Below are 18,241 nucleotides of genomic sequence, written 5' to 3' on the forward strand. Positions count from 1 at the left end.
GCGGCTTCTGCTGGTCGCCGCCGCATCCGGCCGTTCGCGTCATTCGGTCATTTCGCGCATCATGCGGTCGATCCTGGCCATCGCGTCGCGCTTGATCTGGCAGACCCGCGCCGCGCTGACGTCGAGCGTCAGCCCGATTTCCTGCAGATTGAGCTCTTCGAAGAAATAGAGCTGCAGGACCATCTGTTCGCGGTCCGACAGGCGCCCGATGCAGGCGCGCAGCGCGTCGAGCATTCCTTCCTGTTCGAGCAGCTCGCCGGCGCCGAGCCGGTCGTCGGCGAACAGGAAATCGCCTTCGTTCATCATTTCGTCGAGCGAGGTCGAGCGGCCGTGCGTCGCGCTGCGTTCGAACTCGAAATATTCCTCGGCACCCATCCCCATCGCTTTGGCCATTTCGGCGGCGCCCGGCGCCCGCATCAGCTGTTGTTCGAGCGCGGCGCGCGTCGCCGCGAGCCGCTTGGCGGCCGCCATCGCGGCGCGCCCGACATCGGCCTCGCGCCGCTGCTGGTCGATCATTGCGCCGCGAATCCGCGTGGATGCATAGGTGGTGAAGGCGAAGCCGCGCTCTTCATAGGTACGGCTCGCTTCGATCAGCGCGATCAGCCCGACTTGGATCAGATCCTCAAGATCGCTCGTCCGCGACACGCGCGAATGAACCTGCCAGGCGATCTTGCGCACGAGCGGCGCATGTTCGGCGATCAGCGCCTCGACATTCTCGCCATAGCCTTGCGGCCGCAGGGCGTGCGCGGTCTTTCCCGCAAATTGCTCGGCGGGCTCAATTTTCATGGGGCTCGTCCTTCTGATAGGCTTCTTCGCCGCTGGTCAGCCGCGGTTGATCGGCACCGATCGTCGCGACGATTTCGGTTGCCTTGGTCGCCGGGATTTCGAGGTAGGAGATCACCGCAACATCGGGGAATGTCGCGCGCACCAGCCGCGACAGCGCCGGGCGACAGATGGGGGAGGCGACGAGCGCGAAGCTACGCGTCTGGAGCAGCAGCGGCTCGACCGCCTGGCCGATCTGTTCGACGATCTTCATCGCCATGCCATGTTCGAACGGCCATTCGGCGCCCGGATTTGCGCGCACCGCCTGATTGAGCAGCACTTCGATATCGGGGGTGAAGGTCACGACAGGCAGCGGCATGCGGCTCGGCACGATCGTCTGGACGATCAGCGCGCCGATGCGCTGGCGCACCGCTTCGATCAGGTCGCCATCGCCGAGCTGCTGGCCGACGAGCGCGACCATAGCCTCCGCAATCTTGCGGAAGTCGCGCAGCGGCACGCGCTCGATGAGCAGCGCCTTGCACAGCGCGGCGACGCGCGGCAGCGCATAGCCCTGGGGGCTGAGGTTCGCCGCAAGCTGCGGATAATGGGTCTTGAGATTGTCGATCAGCGACTGGGCATCGTCGATGCCGAACAGTTCGGCGGCCGAAGCGATGATGCTGTTGTTGAGGTGCGTCGCGACGACCGTGGCGGGATCGACGACGGTATAGCCCGCCGCGATCGCGTCATTCTGCGCGCTTTTGGGAATCCACAGCGCGTCGAGGCCGAAGGTCGGATCCTTGCAGGGGCGGCCCGTCACCTTGGTCACCAGTTCGCCCGAATCGAGCGCGAGCATTTCGTTCGGGAAGACCTCGTCCTCGCCGACGATCACCCCGGCGATCGAGATGCGATAGACGTTGCCGGGCAGCGACAGGTCGTCGGCGACCTTAACCGGCGGCACGACGAAGCCGAGTTCCTTCGACAACTGGCGCCGGATACCGGTGATCCGCGTCATCAGCGGCGCGCCCTTGCGTTCGTCGACCAAGCTGACGAGTGCATAGCCGATTTCGAGCTGGCACGGGCCGATGTCGCTGACATCCGCCCACTCGATATGATGAGGGTCGGGCGCCGGGGCCGCGGGTTCGGACTGGGCAGCGACTTCGGCCGCTGCGCGCCGGAGTTGCCAGCCGATGGTGAAGGCCAGCGCCGCAGCAGGCAGGATCAGCATCTGCGGCATTGCGGGGACAAGGCCGAGGATGAACAGGATACCGCCGACCGCCATCCATACATGGGGGGAAGCGAACTGGCTGCCGATCTGGCCCGACAGGTTGTGGGGCGACGACACGCGCGTGACGATGGCGGCGGCCGCGATCGAGAGCAGCAACGCCGGAATCTGGGCGACGAGCGCGTCGCCGATCGCCAGCGTGACATAGGTGCTGCCCGCCTGCGAGAAGGACAGGCCGTGGCTGAACATGCCCAGGATCAGGCCGCCGACGATATTGACGAACAGGATGAGCAGGCCGGCGACCGCGTCGCCCTTCACGAATTTCGACGCACCGTCCATCGAGCCGTAGAAATCGGCCTCGGTAGCGACTTCCTGACGCCGCGCCTTGGCTTCGTCGGGGGTCAGCAGGCCGGCGTTGAGATCGGCGTCGATCGCCATCTGCTTGCCAGGCAGGGCGTCGAGGGTGAAGCGCGCCGACACTTCGGACACGCGCCCTGCGCCCTTGGTGATGACGACAAGGTTGATGATCATCAGCACGCCGAAGACGAACAGGCCGACGACATAGTCGCCGCCGATCAGCACCTGGCCGAACGCTTCGATCACATGGCCCGCCGCTGACGTGCCTTCGTGGCCGTGGACCAGCACGACGCGCGTCGAGGCGACGTTGAGGGCGAGACGGAACAGCGTCGCGAGCAGCAAGACGGTCGGAAAGGCGGAAAAATCGAGCGGCTTCGACGCAGACAGCGCGACCATCAGGATCGCGAGGCTGATCATGATATTGCCGATGAAGCTGATGTCGAGGATGATCGGCGTGACCGGGATCACCATCAACGCGACGAGAATCAGCATCGCCGCGGGCAGTGCCGCGGCAGTCGCGAAGCGCGCCGCATTGCGGACGTCGAGCCCGGTCATGCGGTGTCTCCCGACAGCGAAGCGAGCCGCTGATAGGCACTGGCGGCAAAGTCCATCGACAATTTCCTGGGCATGGGTTGAATATCCATCATCGGTAGCGGCGGCCGTCCGGCGGCTTCGCCCGAAAAACTGGTTGCGGCGCTGCGCCATGTCGAAACGGGCGCTGCCGCGGCGGGCAGCGGTGCCCCGCCGCCGGCGTCGAGCTTGGCGCGGAACAGATGGCGGATCTCGCCGACGCTGCGCATGCTGCCGTCGGGCGCATAAAAGATCGGACGGTTTGCCGCAGCGGCTTCGGGCAACAGCGTGGCGCCCGGCTGGTCGGGGTTCGCGTCGAGCGCGGTCAGAAAGCGCGCGGCCCCCGCGCTGCCAAGGAAATGCGCGAGGTAGAGATCGACCGGTTCGGCGGTGCGGCCCATCCGGCTTTCGAGGAACTCGCGATTATCGGCGGTCAGCGCCGCCGCCATGTTCGATGCGGCAAAGGGATCGTCGCGCAGCGCCATGATCTGGTTGCGCAGCGCCGGATCGCTGACCGACAGGCGGCCCGCGCCATCGCGGCGGATCGCGTCGGCCGCCCAGGCGAGCCCGTGATTGGCGCCGTGGCGTTCGAGCGTTGCGAGCCAGGTCTGATTGGTGAACTGATAGAGGCCGCGCGCCGACGAGGTTGCGGCCTTGGCGCCGGGATTGAAGCGGCTTTCGACGCGGGCGACATCGACCAGATAGTCGAAATCGACCCCCGTGCGCGCCGACGCCGTCTGCACCGCATCCATGACGGGTGCGGCGATCCGGTTCGCTGCCTGGGGGTTGTTGATTGCGTTCATTGCCTCTGTTCCGCTGTTTCAGCAGGAGAGAAGCAATCATCGTGCCATTTCCGGGAAAGCCCCCGAAAATCTTGCTTATCAATAGGTTAAAGCGGGGCCTCTGGGTTGCGTGCCGCGGATTGCATGGTTCATGTCAATCCTCTGACGCGTCCAGTTCTTCAGGACATTGATACGGATCGCGGCCGCTTCGAGCTGGCCCAGCGTCTTGCCGATCAGCGCCCGTGCCTGCATTTCGCTGCCCGCCGGAACGCCGGCGCCGCGAAACAGGATGACCGCCGTCGCCAGATCCTCGGTCGCCGACACGATCGCCCCGGCATCATGCCCGTCGAGCGCGCCGACGAGCAAATCGAGCTTGGCCTGAACTTCGTGCATCTGTTCGATCATCACGAATTGCCGCCCGTGCTGTGGAAAAGCGCCATCGACTTGGCGATCGCGACGGGATCGACGCTATATTCGCCGCTCGCAATGGCGGCGCGCAGCGATGCGATACGGGCATAGTCCACCGGCGGCTCCTGCGCGGCCATTTCGTTGGCAAGGCTGATCAGCCGCGCGACGGGCACCGCCGTCGGAGCGGGCTGGGCCGTCGTGCGCGGATTCGCCGAAGCGATGGAACCGCTTGCCGTCCTGCGCACGGGTGTCGCTCGCGTGACACCGCCGACCTGCAGGACGAGTTTGTCGTCACCTGCCATCTTAGCCTCCATCATGCACCGTCGGAAAATCGACGGCACTGCTTCAGAGCCTTTAACGGCGGGTGGGGCGGCGCTTTAAGGGGCGGGTTGCCAAAAAATTAAAAAAAGAGGCCCGGCGGCGTCGAAAAATCGACAACCACCGGGCCAGTGGGGCTTAACTGATTGAAAATCAGTCCTGAAGGCTCGCGCGGCCCGGACCGGTGACGGTGGCGCTGATCATGTTTTTCGCGTCATTGCCGCGCAGGGCAATCGTTTCGCCGACGCGGCCGTCTTCGGTCGCGATGGCGTTGTAGCTTACCGAAAAGCTGTCGGTGTCGATCGAGACGCGGACATTGTCGCCGCGGCGGATGACCGGCGCGGCGGCCGGGGCGGAGCGGGCGAAGACGGCGGAGGTCGCCGCGCCCGCCTGCGCCGCCATCGGCACCCGCAAGCGCCAGCCAAGCGATTCGCAGCGCACAGCGAGCGTCTGGCTGTCGATCGCGGTGATCGATGCCTGTTCGGGGCAGCGCGCCAGCTTGATGCGCCGGTCGATCGGTGTCGCGGTACGCCCCATCGCATTTGCGACCATCGCGGTCAGCGTGTCGATGGTCTGCCAATCCTCGGTCGCCTGCTGCGCGGTTGCGGCGGGCGCCATCGCGATGCCGGCGGCGAGGGCAGCGATCGTCCTGCGATACATGACCCAATCTCCTTTGCTGGTCCTTTGTCGCCGGTCACGGTGCAGGATGCGTGCCAATCGCGGGCAACCGCCGAATTTGCGGCCTGCGCACCCATTGCCGTCAATCTTTTGACGAGCGCCTGGCGGGCCTGGCCTGCTCCCGCCGCCACGTTGCCCCAGAGCACTGAAAAACAAGCGATAATGCAATTTGGCACGGCGATTGCATCATGCCTTGGTGATTCATCGCGCCCCTGCGCCGGACCGCCGGCAGCGAGGCGGGGCGACGGATCGAAGCCCGCCACTTGATGGCGGCAAGCGAAGGCCCGCTACCGAAAGGTGGCTTGCGAAGGAAAGTGATGATGGCATCCGAGAAGCTCTTTGGCCTGCATGCGACAGCGCTCCAGCTGCGCAGCCAGCGCATGATGATGCTCGCGTCGAACATCGCCAACGCCGCGACCCCCAATTACAAGGCGCGCGACCTTGATTTTACCAAGGCGCTCGATCTGGCCCAGCAGGGCGCATCGACCGACGGCGCGATCGAAGGCGCCATCGCCTACCGCGTGCCGGTGCAGGCCTCGCTCGACGGAAACACCGTCGAAATGGCGACTGAACAGACCGCCTTTGCCGAAAACGCGCTCGCCTACCGCTCGAGCCTGTCCTTTCTGCAGGGCCGGATCGGCACGTTGACGCGCGCGCTGAAGGGCGAATGACGATGAGCGCGCTCTCGATCTTCGACATCAGCGGCCGCGCCATGTCGGCGCAGCTAGTCCGCCTCAACACAACGGCATCGAACCTGGCCAACGCCGGCACGGTCGCGGGCAGCGAAAAGGAAGCCTTCCGTTCGCTGAAGCCCGTGTTCCGCACCGTCATGGACGGCGCGGGGCGCGCGACCGTCGCGGTCGACCAGGTGACGGTCAGCAAAATGGCCCCGTCGAAACGGCACGACCCGTCGAACCCGCTCGCCGACAAGGACGGCAACGTCTGGGAGGCCGCGGTCGATAGCGCCGCCGAACTGGTCGAGATGGTCGAGACGGCTCGCCAGTATCAGAACAACGTCCAGGTCCTCGAAACCGCAAAGGGCCTGATCAACGAAACGCTGCGGTTGGGACAATAAGCCATGACGACCACCTCTGCCGTTAACGGAAGCAATATCACGGTGGTGCCGAAGAACAGCGGCACCCAGCTCGGCCAGCAGGATTTCCTGCGGCTGATGACCGCTCAGCTGTCGCAGCAGGACCCGTTCAACCCCGTCGACAACCAGCAGATGGTTGCGCAGATGGCGCAATTCTCGAGCCTGGCCGGCGTCACCGAAACCAACACGACGCTGAAGACGATCTCGGACCAGCTCACGGCGCAGACCGCGCTGCTTCAGGACATCAAGACCGCTCAGGACGCCGCCGCGGCGGCCGCCGCAGCCACTCAATCGACCACGCAGGAAGGATAAGTCCATGTCATTCTATACTTCGCTTTCGGGCCTCAAGGGTGCCCAGACCGACATGTCGGTCATCTCGAACAATATCGCCAACGCCAGCTCGACGGGCTTCAAGCGCAGCCGCGCCCAGTTCGGCGATCTGTTCGCCTCGTCGCCGACCCAGTCGACGCGCATGGTCGCAGGTCAGGGCCAGCGCCTGAACGGCATCATCCAGCAGTTCACGCAGGGTACGCTCGAGGCGAGCGAAAAGACGCTCGATCTCGCGATCGCGGGCGAAGGCATGTTCGTCGTCAAGGGCGAGCCGCCGCGCGAGCAGGTGACCTACACCCGCAACGGCGCCTTCACCCCGACTGATGACGGCCATATCGTGGACACCACCGGCCAGAAGCTGCAGCTGCTCCCGGTAGATGCGTCGGGCAATGTCACCGACCGCACGCTTGCCGGCATGACCGACTTCGTGCTCCCCGCGGGCGCGCCGTCGGATCCGACCTCGGCGCTGGTCAATGTGTCGGTCGGCCTCGACGGCCTTGTGACCGCGACCTTCGCCAATGGCGAGGGCCAGGTGCTCGGCAAGGTCGCGATGGCGAGCTTCCCCTCGATGGAAGGGCTGCGCCCCGTCGGCGACGCGCATTACCAGTCGACGGGCGAAAGCGGCCAGCCGACGATCGACGCCGCGACCAACGGCCCGATGGGTACGATCCGCTCGGGCGCGCTCGAACGCTCGAACGTCGACATCACCGAAGAGCTGGTGCTGCTGATCGCCGCCCAGCGCAACTTCCAGGCGAACGCGAAAGCGATCGAGGGCGCGTCGACGCTGACGCAGACCCTGATCAACATGCGTTCGTAATTTCCGATTAGCCGTCTGCCGGGAGCCAGAAGATGGACCGTCTCATCTACACCAGCCTCACCGCGATGCGGGGCAGCCAGGCCCGGCAGACGGCGATCGCCAACAATCTTGCCAATGCTCAGACGCCCGGCTTTCGCGGCGACATGGCGGAGGCGCAGTCGCTCTGGCTTCAGGGCAGCGGCGTCAATGCCCGTGCCATGTCGTCGGAGGAAGTGATCGGCGCCGACATGCGCGCCGGTGCGGTATTCGCCACCGGCCGCGACCTCGACGTCGCGGTGACCGGCGACGCGCTTCTCGTCGTGCAGGCCGAAAATGGCGAAGAAGCCTATACGCGCCGCGGCGATCTGCAGGTTTCGGCGAGCGGGCTGCTCACCACCGGCGACGGCCACCCCGTCCAGGGGGCGCAGGGCCCGGTGACCATTCCGCCCGCCGACAAGGTCAGCATCGACAGCGAAGGGCGCATCTGGGTCGTGCCCACGGGCGGCGATCCGCAGAACCCGCAGGAAGTCGACCGACTGCGTCTGACGACCCCCGCGGGATCGGACATCGTCAAGGGGCTCGACAATCTTTTCCGCGTCAAGGGCGGCGGCATCCTGCCCGACGATCCCGAAGCGCGCGTCGTCACGCGGTCGCTCGAGGGATCGAACGTCGCCGCCACCAGCGCTCTCGTCGAGATGATCGAGGCGAGCCGCAGCTGGGATTCGCAACTCAAGCTCATCAGCGACGCGCGCGACATGGACAGCGCGACCGCGAACCTGATGCAGCTCCCCCGTTAAGGAGAATAGACAATGAGCTTCGGTGCCTTGCACGTCGCGCGGACCGGTCTGGATGCCCAGGGCTTCCGGATGCAGGTGATCGCGAACAACCTCGCCAACGTGAACACCACGGGCTTCAAGCGCGACCGCGCCAATTTCGAAACGCTGGGCTATCAGATGATGACCCAGCCGGGTGCGCCGTCGTCGTCGGAAAACCGCTACGCGACCGGCCTCAACCTCGGCACCGGCGTCGAACTGGGTGGCACCGCGCGCATCGATACGCAGGGTTCGCTCAACGCCACGGGCAACGGGCTCGACATGGCGATCGAAGGCGCCGGCTTCTTTCAGGTGCTGCTGCCCGACGGCCGCACCGGCTATACCCGCGCCGGCAATTTCACCATGTCGGCCGATGGCACGATCGTCACGCCCGACGGCAAGCCGCTGCAGCCCAACATCCAGGTTCCTGAAGGCGCGACCGGCGTGTCGGTCGGAGCCGACGGCACCGTCTCGGCGACCGTTCCCGGCCAGGCCGAGGCAACCGAGCTCGGCCGCATCGAAATCGCGCGCTTCGTCAATCCGTCGGGCCTGCAGGCGATCGGCGACAATATGCTCGTCGAAACCGCCGCTTCGGGCGCACCGCAGGTCGGCGCTGCAGGCGAGGAGGGCCGCGGCATCCTGCGGTCGGGCATGCTCGAAGGATCGAACGTCAATGTCGTCGAGGAACTGGTCGACATGATCGAGACGCAGCGCGCCTACGAAGTCAATTCGAAGATGATCCAGGCCACCGACGAGATGATGAAAAATGCCACGCAAACGCTCTAAGGCCCTGCTCCTCGCATCGGCGCTGCTGCTGCCCTTCGGCACGCTGGCACCGGGCGCTGCGCAGGCGAAGGACAAGCTTGCACCCGACGCCTTTGCCGTCGCGATGCCCGTCGATCCCGCGCCGCCGCCGACGCCCAACGGTGCAATCTTCCAAGGGGGCTATACGCCGCTCACCTCGGGTGGCCGCGCCGGCCGGGTCGGCGACATCGTCACGATCCAGCTCGTCGAACGCACCGCGGCGACCAAGAGCAACAGCGCGACGACGCAGCGCGGCGGCAGCATCGGCCTGACCCCGCCATCGACCGGTCCCCTGTCGCTCTTTTCGCCCAGCGACATCGGCGCGAGCGGCGACCAGCAGTTCAAGGGCAAGGGCGATGCCGCCCAGTCGAACGCGCTGTCGGGCGAGATCAGCGTCACCGTCGCCGAAGTCTATCCCAACGGGATGATGCTGGTGCGCGGCGAAAAGCTGCTGACGCTCAATCGCGGCGACGAGCGCGTCCAGATCTCTGGCCTCGTGCGGCCGATCGACATCGGCCCCGACAACCGCGTCCTGTCGACCCGCGTCGCCAACGCGACGATCCGCTACGTCGGCAAGGGCGAGATCGCCCGCGCCAGCAAGCAGGGCTGGCTGCAGCGTTTCTTCTCGATCATCAGCCCCTTCTGAACGCCTTTTTAAAGGATAGTGCCGTGACCAAGCGTCCCACCCTTCTCGCCCTCTTCCTCCTGCTGATCGCGGGCTTCGCCTTCGCGGCGCCGGCGTCGGCCGAGCGGATCAAGGACATGGGCCAGTTCCAGGGCCTGCGCGCCAACCAGCTTACCGGCTATGGCATCGTCGTGGGCCTCGCCGGAACGGGCGACGACAGCCTCGATTATTCGACGCTAGGGATGAAGGGCGCAATGTCGCGCTTTGGCATGACGCTTCCTGCAGGGGTTAACCCGGCGCTCAAAAATGCGGCTGCGGTGATGGTCACCGCCGAACTTCCGCCCTTTTCCAAGCCTGGTCAACGGCTCGACATCACCGTGTCGGCGATCGGCAAGGCCAAGAGCCTGCGCGGCGGCACGCTGGTGCTTGCGCCGCTCTATGGCGCGGACGGACAGATTTACGCGATGGCGCAGGGCAACCTCGTCATCGGCGGTCTGGGGGTCGACGCCGCCGACGGTTCCAAGCTGACGGTCAATGTGCCGTCGAGCGGACGGATCGCCGGCGGCGCGACAGTCGAGCGCGCGGTCGATACGGGATTTGCCTATGGCGACCAGCTGACCTTCAACCTCCACCAGTTCGATGCGACCAACGCGCAGCGCGTAACCGATGCGATCAACCGTGCGGTCGGGCCGGGTGCGGCGACGATGCTCGATGGTGCGAGCATCTCGATTCGCGCCGGCGGCAGCGGCGACGATCGCATGCGCCTGATGTCCCGAATCGAGAATCTCGAGGTTATCCGCGCCGAACCGCCCGCCAGAGTCATTGTTAATGCGCGCACCGGAACGGTCGTTATCAACGGTGCGGTTCGGGTCGGCACCGCGGCGGTGACGCAGGGCAAGCTCTCCGTCTCGGTCAAGGAATCGCCCACGGTGGTGCAGCCTGCACCGTTCAGCCGCGGGGAAACGACGGTCGAACAGTCGAGCGAGATCGGCGTCGACCAGGAATATCGTCCGGTGATGATGGTGAAGCCCACCGCATCGCTTTCCGAGCTCGTCGATGCGATCAATCGCATGGGCGTTCCTCCCGGCGACCTTGTCGCCATCCTCGAGGCGCTGAGCCAGGCCGGCGCGCTCACTGCGGAACTGGTGATCATATGACGACACCTCTTTCTTCGATCGGCGCCCCCGCCGCCAGCGCCGCCCCCGGCAGCGGCGACGGCGGACTGCGCAAGGCGGCCGAATCCTTCGAGGCAGTCATCCTGCGTCAACTCCTCTCGTCGATGCGGCAGGCCAAGCTGGGCGACGACATCTTCGGATCGAGTGCGACTGACAATTTCCGCGAAATGGCCGACGCCAAGACCGCGGACAGCATTGCCTCAATGCGCCAGTTCGGCATCGCCGACATGGTCGAGGCGCAGTTCCGCGCCCGGGTCGGAGGCGCGCAGTGAGCGACCTTCTCAATATCGGCGCCAGCGGCCTGCGCGCCTATTCGCGCGCGCTGTCGACGATCGGCGACAATATCGCCAACGCGCAGACGCCCGGCTATGCGCGGCGTACACTTGAACTGGTCGAGAATCAGGCGGCGAGCAACATGCCGCTCTATCGCAGTTCGATCAAGCCGGGCGGCGTGGCGATCCAGGGCGTGACGCGCTCGGTCGACCAGTGGCTCATTCAGGATTCGCGCATTTCGTCGGGCGACGCCGAGCGCTCGGCGACCAAACTCGACTGGATGAACAAGGTCGAGGCCGCAATGAGCGACGATTCGAACGGGATCGCGACCGGGCTGGGCAAGCTGTTCAACACTGCCGATCTGCTCACCGCCGATCCGTCGAACCCGACGCTGCGGGCGCAGTTTCTGCAATCGGTCGACGATGTCGCGTCGGGCTTCCGCACCGCGGCGGGCCAGCTTTCGAGCATGGCCGACGGGATTTCGAGCGCCGCGGCGGGCGAAGTCGATAGCTTCAACACCAATTTGAACGCCCTCGAACAGATCAACATCGGGCTGCGCAAGGCGCGCCCGGGATCGACCAACGAGGCATCGCTGCTCGACGAGCGCGACCGGTTGCTCGACGAGCTTTCGACGCAGGCCGGCGTCACCGCGAGTTTCGACAGCCATGGCGCGGTGACGCTGACCGCAACGGCGACCGGCGATACGCTGGTCGGCGGCGGCGTCGTGACGCCGATTTCGGTCAGCGCTGCGGCCGACGGCCGGCTGTCCTACAGTATCGGCGGATCGCCGTTCACGACCGCGACGGGCTCGCTCGCCGGACTGGCTGAGGCGGCGAACCATGTCGCTGACCAGCGCGCAGGGCTCGACACCATGTCGGCGCAGTTCGCGAACCAGGTCAATGCCGCGCACCAGGCGGGCGTCGATGCCAATGGCAATCCGGGCCAGCCGCTGTTCGCTGGCGTCGGCAGCGCTGCGACACTGGCCGCGGCGCCGTTGACGACCGCACAGGTCGCGGCGGCCGATGCGACGAGCAGCAACGGCAATATGCTTGCGATCGGCGGGATGCGCGGGTCGAACGATCCCGAAAGCGCCTGGGCGGCGCATATGGCGACGCAGGCGCAGGCGACCGCATCGGCGCGCGCGCAGGACGCCGCTGCGACGACCCGCCGCGACGCCGCCTCGGCGGCACGCAGCGCGGTCAGCGAAATCGATCTCGACCGCGAGGCGGCCGATCTGCTGCGTTTCCAGCAAGCCTATTCGGCGGCGGCGCGCACGATCCAGGTCGCGCGCGACACGATGCAGGCGCTGCTGAACGCGGTGTAGGCGAAGGATTTGGGGCCATGAGCCACAAGGGGCAGAACGATGATTAACGCCACCGGCAACCGCATGACGCGCGAGATCGCGCGCCAGTCAAAGCTCGCCGAACAGATCGAAAAGCTGCAGATCCAGGTTTCGACCGGCAAGCGGCTCCAGCGCATGTCCGACGATGTCGTGGCGTCGAAACGGATCGCGACGATCGGCAAGACCCAGGCGGCGATGGACACCTGGGCGACCAACATCAACACCGGCAAGGCGCTCGCTGCGCAGGCCGACGGTGTTCTGCAATCGACGAGCGATCTGCTCACCCGCGCTCGGGAACTCACGCTCAATGCGGCGAGCGGCACCGCGAGTCCGGCGGATCGCGCGACGATCGCCGCGGAATTGAGCGCGATTGCCGACCAGATCGACGGGCTGGCCGCGACGCGCGATGCGAACGGCGAACCGCTTTTCGCAACCGGCAATGCGCGCGCAATGCGGTTCGATTCGGACACGGTATTCGTCCCGGTGCCATCTGCGGCCGATGCCCTGGCCGTCAGCGGGACGAGCCTGTCGACTTTCGTCCGCGATGCCGCGGCCGCGGTGGCGGCAGGCGACAAGACGGCGATGGGTGGGGCGATGACCGCTCTCGACACCGCAATCAACCACACCGCAGACCAGAACGCGGCCATAGGCCTCGGCGCCGGCCGCCTCGAGCGGATCGGCGACAGTCTTGCGGCGCGCGGCGTGACGCTGGCCGATGAACGCTCGTCGGTCGAGGATACCGATCTTTCGGTTGCGATCGCGCAGCTCAACGCTGCCGATTTGACGCTCGGCGCCGCGCAGGCGGCCTTTGCCAAGATCAACCGGCAGAGTTTGTTCGATCTTTTGAGCTGAGCGGCCTCAAGTTTCCGGCGCCGCTGCCGTTAAGCATAAGAGACGTCCCTGTTTAGGCGGACCCCGGGCGGGTCCGGATGGAGTTGAGCGCGCATGTTTCCCGTAATCGGCATCGTCGTACTGATCCTGCTGGTGTTCGGGGGTTTTGCGCTGACGGGCGGCAATCTTGGTCCCGTCATGCACGCGCTGCCGCACGAAATGCTCATCATCGGCGGCGCCGCAGTCGGATCGCTGATCATCGGCAATTCGGGCGCCGACCTGAAGGCGCTCGCCGGCGGGCTCGGCAAGGTGTTCAAGGGGCCGCAGTACAAGAAGCAGGATTATCTCGACGTCATCCTGCTCGTGTCCTCGCTGATGAAGATGATGCGCACCGAAGGCCCGGTCGCGGTCGAACCGCATATCGAAGACCCCAAAAGCTCCCCCATCTTCCAGCAATATCCCAGGCTGCTCAAGGACAGCACGCTCGTCCACCTGATCTGCGATACGTTGCGCCTGGTCGTCGTGTCGTCGGGAACGCTCGATCCGCACGCGGTCGAGGACGTGATGGACAATGCGGTGAAGAACCACCACCACCACGCGATGAAGCCGGCCGACGGCTTGCAGAATCTCGCCGACGCGCTCCCCGCGCTCGGCATCGTCGCGGCGGTGCTTGGCGTGGTGAAGACGATGGGCTCGATCGACAAGCCGCCGGAAATTCTGGGCGGAATGATCGGTTCGGCGCTCGTCGGCACCTTCCTCGGCGTGTTGCTCGCCTACGGGCTCGTCGGCCCGTTCGCGACGCGCGCGAAAAGCGTGATCGAAAGCGACGGCGCCATCTATCACACGGTGAAGCAGCTCATCATCGCATCGCTCCACGGCCACCCGCAGCCGCTCGTCATCGAAGCAGCGCGTTCGGGTGTCGAACATTCGAACCAGCCGAGCTTCGCCGAGGTCTTTGACGGAATGCGGGGCCGCTGATGGCCGCGCGTCCCAACACGCCGCCGCGGCCGATCATCGTCAAAAAGGTGATCGAGGGGGGCCATGGCGGCCACCATGGCGGTGCGTGGAAGGTCGCCTATGCCGACTTCGTGACCGCGATGATGGCCTTCTTCCTGCTCATGTGGCTGCTCGGCGCCACCACCGAAAAGCAGCGCAAGGCGCTTGCCGACTATTTCGCGCCGACGATCGTCCAGACCAAGCAGGAAAGCGCCGGGTCCAACGGCATGTTCGGCGGCGATTCGATCGTTTCGGCCGACAATTATCCGCATCGCGCCGGGCAGACGGGAACGCGGTCGATCACGATCCCGCGCGACGTTGTCGGCGGACCCAAAGAGGCTTCGGGCCGCGAACAGGAAACCAAGAAGTTCCAGCAGGTCGCGAAATCGCTCGCCGAGCGCGTCCAGCGCAAGGGTGATCTGCGCCGCCTCGCGCGCAACCTGCGCTTTACCCAGACCATCGACGGCATGCGCATCGACGTCGTCGACGATGCCGACTTCTCGATGTTCACGATGGGAACGAGCCAGCTCACCCCTGAAGGCGTGCGGCTGTTCCAGGAAGTGGCCGAGGCGATCGGGGGCGTGCCGAACCAGCTGATGATCCGCGGTCACACTGATGCGGCACCCTGGTCGGCAGGCGCGGGCACCAACAACTGGCGGCTGTCGGTCGACCGGGCGGAGGTGGTGCGCAACTATCTCCAGTTCCGCGGGATCGATTCAAACCGCTTCTCGCGCATTGAAGGGGTCGCCGATCGCGAACCCTATGTCCCGTCGAATCGCTTCGACCCGCGCAACCGGCGCATTTCGATCACGCTCGGCTGGGGCAGCGCGGCCAAATATTAGTGCCAGATTGGCAGTAAGATAAATCCTTAACAGCGCAATTGCGCCACCATTGCTACCATATTGGCAATAACGCTTTATTTTCAATGGGTTGTAATAGTCTGGATAATCTTTCGTTTACCATTTTCCTCAATCTCTCGGCTCATCGGAAAGGCGCCATGGGGGGCGCCATGGAGACGAAAATGACTGAGGTGGGGCAGAACAAGGGCAATAACGCAGCGCTCGAAGCGCTGATCATCGGCAACAGCCCGGCGGTCAGCCAGCTGCGCGAGATGATCCGCCGGGTGGCGCGATCGAACGCCTCGGTCATGCTGTGCGGTCCATCGGGATCGGGCAAGGAACTGGTTGCCCGCGCCATCCACGACGAAGGCGTCCGCGCTGGCAAGGCCTTCGCCGCAATCAACTGCGGTGCTATCCCCAGCGAACTCATCGAATCCGAACTTTTCGGTCACGAAAAGGGCTCGTTCACTGGCGCCACGGCGCGCCGTATCGGTCATTTCGAAGTCGCCAGCGGCGGTACGCTCTTCCTCGACGAAATCGGCGACATGCGCTTCGACATGCAGGTCAAGCTGCTCCGCGTGCTCGAGGAACGCACCATCGTTCGCGTCGGCAGCAGCGAGGTCCGCCCGGTCGATGTCCGCGTCATTTCGGCCACGCACCAGGATCTGGGCGCGGCGATCGCCGAGGGCAAATTCCGCGAAGATCTTTTCTTCCGCCTGGGCGTCGTCGTCCTGCAGGTGCCGAGTCTCGCAAGCCGCGTCGAGGATATTCCCGCGCTGATCCGCCATTTCCAGCGCAAGATGCCGGCCGACGCCAAGTGCCGCTATGATGACGCTGCGATCGCGATGCTGATGCAGCATCGCTGGCCGGGCAATGTCCGCGAACTGCGTAACTTCGTCGAGCGTGCCAGCGTCCTGTTCGGCGGAGAAACGCTCGGCTGCGACGATGTCGCGATGCTTTTGAACCCCACCGCAGCGCTGGCACCGCGGCCGATCCTCCCCACGGGTACGGTCGCGGTACCAGCCGGCGGGCTGGACATCCCGGCGGCCGCCGGCGCGCAGGCGAAAAAGCCCGCGCCGGGTCAGCCGATCGACCTCAAGCGCGAGATCGAGACGATCGAACTGGAACAGATTCACGTCGCGCTCGACCTTGCCGACGGCATCATTTCGGAGGCTGCCCGCCTCCTGTCGCTCAAGCGCACGACGCTGATCGAAAAGATGCGCAAATATGGAGTTCAGCAGCAGGCCGCCTGAAAACTACCCCACCAGTTTCGGCGCCGCTGAATTCGGCACCGGTCGCACCCCACCCCAGTCGTCGCTTGTCCCCACTTATAGCGACGGCGCGGGCCGCGGCCGGTGCCGAACCCTTTTTTACCGATCGATAATGAAGAGACGACGCGGGCGCGTCAGCGAAGCTGGCGCCAAGCCTCGGCAATCGTACGGATGCCGTCGAGTACCTCGGCAAAACCGTCTTCGCGATTGGCGGCGATCGCCTCATCGAGCTTGCGGCGCATACTGCGATAGACGCGCGACAGCGCCGCGGCGACATCGCCGCCCGCGCTATGATCGAGATTGGCGTCGAGTCCGATCAGGATCGCGCGCGCGCGGTGCGCGGGGTCGGTGGCGGAGACGCGCTGTCCCTGCCGCGCCATCGATCCGAGCACGCCAACGGCCGTTTCGAGCTCGTCATAGAGCATGGCGACGAGCTCGACCGGGTCGGCGCCCTCGGCACGGCTTTCCTGCTGCAGCCGGCGGTAGGTGCCGGTGGCGCGGACGATCGAGGCGGTGGCAGGCACGGCGAAAACCCTTAGTTATTGCTGTTCTGGTTGTTCCACATCTGGATCTGCTGTTCCAGATAGGCCTGGGTCGCCTTGAAGGCTGCCAGCTTTGCGTCGAGCGTGCTGTATTTTTTCTCCAGCCGCGCGCGATAGGCGTCTTCGCGCTCGTTGACCTTGTCGAGCTCGTCGGCAAGATCCTTGCTCTTGGCATCGAGCGTCCTGGTGACGCGATCGATCACACCGCCTGTCCCCACGGCCTTGTCGCGCAGAGCGTCAAGCACACCGGCGATGCCCGGATCGCTGACGTCGGTATGCGCGCCATCGCGCGGCGGATTGAACAATGCTTCGACCGCGCCGGCGTCGGTCGTCAGGGCGGTTTCCAGCCGGGTTTGATCGACGGCAAGCAGGCCGTCCTTGTTCGTGTAGATGCCGATGTCGGCGAGCGTCGTATAGGTGCCGCTGCTGGTCAGTGTTTGCGACATCATGCCGCGCAGCTGGCCCTCGAGCTCGCGCAGGCCGCGCGTGTCACCCGACATCGCGGCGGCATCGGTGATGCTCTTCTTGAGCTGGTTGTAGACGTCGACAAAATCCTTCACCGTCTGCCGGATCATATCGAGCGGGCGACTTGCCCCTACATCCACCTCCTGGCCTGGCGATGCCTTTTTAAGCGTGAGCGACATGCCGGGAATCACGTCGTCGACGATATTGGAACTGCGGCTATAGGCCACGCCGTCGATCGTGAATTGGGCATCGGTCGCCGATTGGCCCAGCGTCATGCCGCCGCCCGCACCATAGCCGAACGCCGCGAGCGCCGGATCGGCGCCCGCGTCGGCAGTCAGCGTGAAGCTGTTCGCCGCTCCCGTCGCGCCCTTGAGCACGATCCGGCTGCCGCCAGTGTCGGACACGATCGAGGCCGATACGCCGCTGCCGCTGGCGTTGATCGCTTTTGCCAGCCCTTCGAGGCTGTTGTTCGTGCCGTCGATTGTAATCACATGGTCGGTGCCGCCGACGCTGAGCGTCATCGTGCCGGTCCCGATCGCCGCCGTCTTGTCGGCGACCACCGCCGAATAGGCGGTCTGCGCCCGGGCAAGCTGGTCGACGACCACCGTCGCCGAGAAGCTGTCGGCGTTGATACCGGCGCGCGTCGTTGCCGAAATCACGCTTTCGTCCGAAACCGTCGGCGTACTGCGCAAGGTGCCGTCGGACACCATCTGCGCCAGCGAATCGGCAAAGCCTTCAAGGTTCGATCGCGCCTGCGATACGGCGCTGATCCGCGCCTGATTCTGCTGCGCCAGCGTCGAGAGCCGCGTAACCTTGGGCTCGCGCGAGGCAGCCGCAAGATCATCGACAAGCTTGGGAATGTCGATCCCCGACCCGGCGCCGAGCGAACTGGCAATGGAAGTGAGAGCCATGGCAAATATCCTTCGCTCTTCTTAACGGCCGCACGCGCG

The 18,241-nt window shown here is 65.4% G+C and carries 22 protein-coding genes; 14 read left to right on the forward strand and 8 right to left on the reverse strand.

Annotated features, from left to right (window positions below):
• Window positions 1–39 precede the first annotated feature (39 nt).
• The 6 genes from L0963_RS00685 to L0963_RS00710 form a co-directional block, all read right to left on the reverse strand.
• Window positions 40–786: a sigma-70 family RNA polymerase sigma factor gene (locus L0963_RS00685; protein WP_062901619.1), complete on the reverse strand. Its 747-nt coding sequence runs from the start codon at window positions 784–786 to the stop codon at window positions 40–42.
• Window positions 776–2,896: a flagellar biosynthesis protein FlhA gene (flhA, locus tag L0963_RS00690; RefSeq protein ID WP_234178472.1), complete on the reverse strand. Its 2,121-nt coding sequence runs from the start codon at window positions 2,894–2,896 to the stop codon at window positions 776–778. Before flhA ends, L0963_RS00685 begins: the two co-directional genes overlap by 11 nt.
• Window positions 2,893–3,714 (reverse strand): transglycosylase SLT domain-containing protein, encoded by an 822-nt coding sequence (locus L0963_RS00695; RefSeq protein WP_062901620.1) that lies wholly within the window; start codon window positions 3,712–3,714, stop codon window positions 2,893–2,895. The genes flhA and L0963_RS00695 overlap by 4 nt, the downstream gene beginning before the upstream one ends.
• Window positions 3,715–3,792: 78 nt before the next feature.
• Window positions 3,793–4,098 carry a hypothetical protein gene (locus L0963_RS00700; RefSeq protein WP_058812243.1) on the reverse strand — a complete coding sequence of 102 codons (306 nt, stop codon included), beginning with the start codon at window positions 4,096–4,098 and terminating at the stop codon, window positions 3,793–3,795.
• Entirely contained in the window at window positions 4,098–4,403 is a 306-nt protein-coding gene (gene flgM / locus L0963_RS00705; protein WP_062901621.1) for a flagellar biosynthesis anti-sigma factor FlgM, read from the reverse strand. Before flgM ends, L0963_RS00700 begins: the two co-directional genes overlap by 1 nt.
• Window positions 4,404–4,572: 169 nt before the next feature.
• Window positions 4,573–5,079, reverse strand: coding sequence for a flagella basal body P-ring formation protein FlgA (locus L0963_RS00710; protein WP_062901622.1), 507 nt, complete (start codon window positions 5,077–5,079; stop codon window positions 4,573–4,575).
• Window positions 5,080–5,414: 335 nt separating this feature from the next.
• Here L0963_RS00710 and flgB point away from each other — a divergent pair, with 335 nt between their 5' ends.
• The 14 genes from flgB to L0963_RS00780 all read left to right on the forward strand — a co-directional run bounded on the left by flgB (window position 5,415) and on the right by L0963_RS00780 (window position 16,266).
• Window positions 5,415–5,768, forward strand: coding sequence for a flagellar basal body rod protein FlgB (flgB, locus tag L0963_RS00715; protein ID WP_062766137.1), 354 nt, complete (start codon window positions 5,415–5,417; stop codon window positions 5,766–5,768).
• Window positions 5,765–6,172, forward strand: coding sequence for a flagellar basal body rod protein FlgC (gene flgC / locus L0963_RS00720; RefSeq protein ID WP_003041494.1), 408 nt, complete (start codon window positions 5,765–5,767; stop codon window positions 6,170–6,172). The genes flgB and flgC overlap by 4 nt, the downstream gene beginning before the upstream one ends.
• 3 nt (window positions 6,173–6,175) lie before the next feature.
• Window positions 6,176–6,502, forward strand: a complete 327-nt coding sequence (locus L0963_RS00725; RefSeq protein WP_003041492.1) for a flagellar hook assembly protein FlgD — start codon at window positions 6,176–6,178, stop codon at window positions 6,500–6,502.
• A gap of 4 nt (window positions 6,503–6,506) precedes the next feature.
• Complete coding sequence (locus L0963_RS00730; protein WP_003041489.1) at window positions 6,507–7,337, forward strand: flagellar hook-basal body complex protein; 831 nt, start codon at window positions 6,507–6,509, stop codon at window positions 7,335–7,337.
• A 32-nt stretch (window positions 7,338–7,369) separates the two neighbouring features.
• Window positions 7,370–8,113 carry a flagellar basal-body rod protein FlgF gene (flgF, locus tag L0963_RS00735; RefSeq protein WP_062901623.1) on the forward strand — a complete coding sequence of 248 codons (744 nt, stop codon included), beginning with the start codon at window positions 7,370–7,372 and terminating at the stop codon, window positions 8,111–8,113.
• Between the two features lie 12 nt (window positions 8,114–8,125).
• A complete protein-coding gene (gene flgG / locus L0963_RS00740; protein WP_062901624.1) occupies window positions 8,126–8,914 on the forward strand; it encodes a flagellar basal-body rod protein FlgG in 789 nt (262 codons plus the stop codon).
• On the forward strand, window positions 8,895–9,578 hold the full coding sequence (locus L0963_RS00745; RefSeq protein WP_062901625.1) for a flagellar basal body L-ring protein FlgH: 684 nt from the start codon (window positions 8,895–8,897) through the stop codon (window positions 9,576–9,578). Before flgG ends, L0963_RS00745 begins: the two co-directional genes overlap by 20 nt.
• A 23-nt stretch (window positions 9,579–9,601) precedes the next feature.
• Window positions 9,602–10,714, forward strand: coding sequence for a flagellar basal body P-ring protein FlgI (locus tag L0963_RS00750; protein WP_062901626.1), 1,113 nt, complete (start codon window positions 9,602–9,604; stop codon window positions 10,712–10,714).
• A complete protein-coding gene (locus L0963_RS00755) occupies window positions 10,711–11,004 on the forward strand; it encodes a rod-binding protein (RefSeq protein WP_082819888.1) in 294 nt (97 codons plus the stop codon). The genes L0963_RS00750 and L0963_RS00755 overlap by 4 nt, the downstream gene beginning before the upstream one ends.
• On the forward strand, window positions 11,001–12,329 hold the full coding sequence (flgK, locus tag L0963_RS00760; protein WP_062766134.1) for a flagellar hook-associated protein FlgK: 1,329 nt from the start codon (window positions 11,001–11,003) through the stop codon (window positions 12,327–12,329). The genes L0963_RS00755 and flgK overlap by 4 nt, the downstream gene beginning before the upstream one ends.
• A gap of 39 nt (window positions 12,330–12,368) precedes the next feature.
• A complete protein-coding gene (locus L0963_RS00765) occupies window positions 12,369–13,199 on the forward strand; it encodes a flagellin N-terminal helical domain-containing protein (protein WP_062901627.1) in 831 nt (276 codons plus the stop codon).
• Window positions 13,200–13,292: 93 nt separating this feature from the next.
• Window positions 13,293–14,156, forward strand: coding sequence for a flagellar motor stator protein MotA (gene motA, locus L0963_RS00770; protein ID WP_003041465.1), 864 nt, complete (start codon window positions 13,293–13,295; stop codon window positions 14,154–14,156).
• The gene (locus L0963_RS00775) at window positions 14,156–15,016 is read left to right on the forward strand and encodes a flagellar motor protein MotB (RefSeq protein WP_062901628.1); all 861 of its coding nucleotides are present in this window, start codon (window positions 14,156–14,158) and stop codon (window positions 15,014–15,016) included. Before motA ends, L0963_RS00775 begins: the two co-directional genes overlap by 1 nt.
• 179 nt (window positions 15,017–15,195) lie before the next feature.
• Window positions 15,196–16,266, forward strand: coding sequence for a sigma-54 interaction domain-containing protein (locus tag L0963_RS00780; protein WP_120694154.1), 1,071 nt, complete (start codon window positions 15,196–15,198; stop codon window positions 16,264–16,266).
• Window positions 16,267–16,418: 152 nt separating this feature from the next.
• On the opposite strand, the gene L0963_RS00785 is transcribed toward L0963_RS00780, so the two are convergent.
• Complete coding sequence (locus L0963_RS00785) at window positions 16,419–16,808, reverse strand: flagellar export chaperone FliS (RefSeq protein WP_062766132.1); 390 nt, start codon at window positions 16,806–16,808, stop codon at window positions 16,419–16,421.
• Window positions 16,809–16,819: 11 nt separating this feature from the next.
• Window positions 16,820–18,202, reverse strand: a complete 1,383-nt coding sequence (gene fliD / locus L0963_RS00790; protein WP_062901629.1) for a flagellar filament capping protein FliD — start codon at window positions 18,200–18,202, stop codon at window positions 16,820–16,822.
• Window positions 18,203–18,241: the final 39 nt, after the last annotated feature.

This window comes from Sphingopyxis sp. NFH-91 (assembly GCF_021401285.1).
Lineage (GTDB): Bacteria > Pseudomonadota > Alphaproteobacteria > Sphingomonadales > Sphingomonadaceae > Sphingopyxis > Sphingopyxis terrae_A.

Excerpts from the sequence above, each read along its gene's own strand:
- L0963_RS00685 (WP_062901619.1), bottom strand. The coding sequence starts at position 786 with ATGAAAATTGAGCCCGCCGAGCAATTTGCGGGAAAGACCGCGCACGCC.
- flhA (WP_234178472.1), bottom strand. The coding sequence starts at position 2,896 with ATGACCGGGCTCGACGTCCGCAATGCGGCGCGCTTCGCGACTGCCGCG.
- L0963_RS00695 (WP_062901620.1), bottom strand. The coding sequence starts at position 3,714 with ATGAACGCAATCAACAACCCCCAGGCAGCGAACCGGATCGCCGCACCC.
- L0963_RS00700 (WP_058812243.1), bottom strand. The coding sequence starts at position 4,098 with ATGATCGAACAGATGCACGAAGTTCAGGCCAAGCTCGATTTGCTCGTC.
- flgM (WP_062901621.1), bottom strand. The coding sequence starts at position 4,403 with ATGGCAGGTGACGACAAACTCGTCCTGCAGGTCGGCGGTGTCACGCGA.
- L0963_RS00710 (WP_062901622.1), bottom strand. The coding sequence starts at position 5,079 with ATGTATCGCAGGACGATCGCTGCCCTCGCCGCCGGCATCGCGATGGCG.
- flgB (WP_062766137.1), top strand. The coding sequence starts at position 5,415 with ATGATGGCATCCGAGAAGCTCTTTGGCCTGCATGCGACAGCGCTCCAG.
- flgC (WP_003041494.1), top strand. The coding sequence starts at position 5,765 with ATGACGATGAGCGCGCTCTCGATCTTCGACATCAGCGGCCGCGCCATG.
- L0963_RS00725 (WP_003041492.1), top strand. The coding sequence starts at position 6,176 with ATGACGACCACCTCTGCCGTTAACGGAAGCAATATCACGGTGGTGCCG.
- L0963_RS00730 (WP_003041489.1), top strand. The coding sequence starts at position 6,507 with ATGTCATTCTATACTTCGCTTTCGGGCCTCAAGGGTGCCCAGACCGAC.
- flgF (WP_062901623.1), top strand. The coding sequence starts at position 7,370 with ATGGACCGTCTCATCTACACCAGCCTCACCGCGATGCGGGGCAGCCAG.
- flgG (WP_062901624.1), top strand. The coding sequence starts at position 8,126 with ATGAGCTTCGGTGCCTTGCACGTCGCGCGGACCGGTCTGGATGCCCAG.
- L0963_RS00745 (WP_062901625.1), top strand. The coding sequence starts at position 8,895 with ATGCCACGCAAACGCTCTAAGGCCCTGCTCCTCGCATCGGCGCTGCTG.
- L0963_RS00755 (WP_082819888.1), top strand. The coding sequence starts at position 10,711 with ATGACGACACCTCTTTCTTCGATCGGCGCCCCCGCCGCCAGCGCCGCC.
- L0963_RS00765 (WP_062901627.1), top strand. The coding sequence starts at position 12,369 with ATGATTAACGCCACCGGCAACCGCATGACGCGCGAGATCGCGCGCCAG.
- motA (WP_003041465.1), top strand. The coding sequence starts at position 13,293 with ATGTTTCCCGTAATCGGCATCGTCGTACTGATCCTGCTGGTGTTCGGG.
- L0963_RS00775 (WP_062901628.1), top strand. The coding sequence starts at position 14,156 with ATGGCCGCGCGTCCCAACACGCCGCCGCGGCCGATCATCGTCAAAAAG.
- L0963_RS00780 (WP_120694154.1), top strand. The coding sequence starts at position 15,196 with ATGACTGAGGTGGGGCAGAACAAGGGCAATAACGCAGCGCTCGAAGCG.
- fliD (WP_062901629.1), bottom strand. The coding sequence starts at position 18,202 with ATGGCTCTCACTTCCATTGCCAGTTCGCTCGGCGCCGGGTCGGGGATC.